1 tRNA gene is annotated in these 271 nt (G+C 41.3%); it reads right to left on the bottom strand.

Annotation, left to right across the window (positions count from 1 at the left end):
* Positions 1-39 precede the first annotated feature (39 nt).
* Positions 40-111 (bottom strand) — tRNA-Ala (locus AT575_RS10305).
* Positions 112-271: the final 160 nt, after the last annotated feature.

The raw sequence follows: 271 nt of genomic DNA, 5'->3' as shown, positions 1-271 counted from the left end.
AATTTCGGCTAGCCGAACATCTCTTTGTATCCTAGATAATGGAGCCTAGCGGGATCGAACCGCTGACTCCTGCGTGCAAAGCAGGCGCTCTCCCAGCTGAGCTAAGGCCCCGACTAATAAACTGGTTGTTTCATTATTAGTGGTGTACTATTCTATTACGTGAAGCTTAATTGTATTCGAACTAAAATCTTAGTGAAAAAGATAAATCTCCTTGTGTGCAAGCACACATCGTCAATTTCCTATTTTCATACAGATTTCTTAACGTTCTCAT

This window comes from Streptococcus penaeicida, from assembly GCF_002887775.1.
Taxonomy (GTDB): Bacteria; Bacillota; Bacilli; order Lactobacillales; family Streptococcaceae; genus Streptococcus; species Streptococcus penaeicida.
This window is presented reverse-complemented; position numbering and strand designations above follow the sequence as displayed.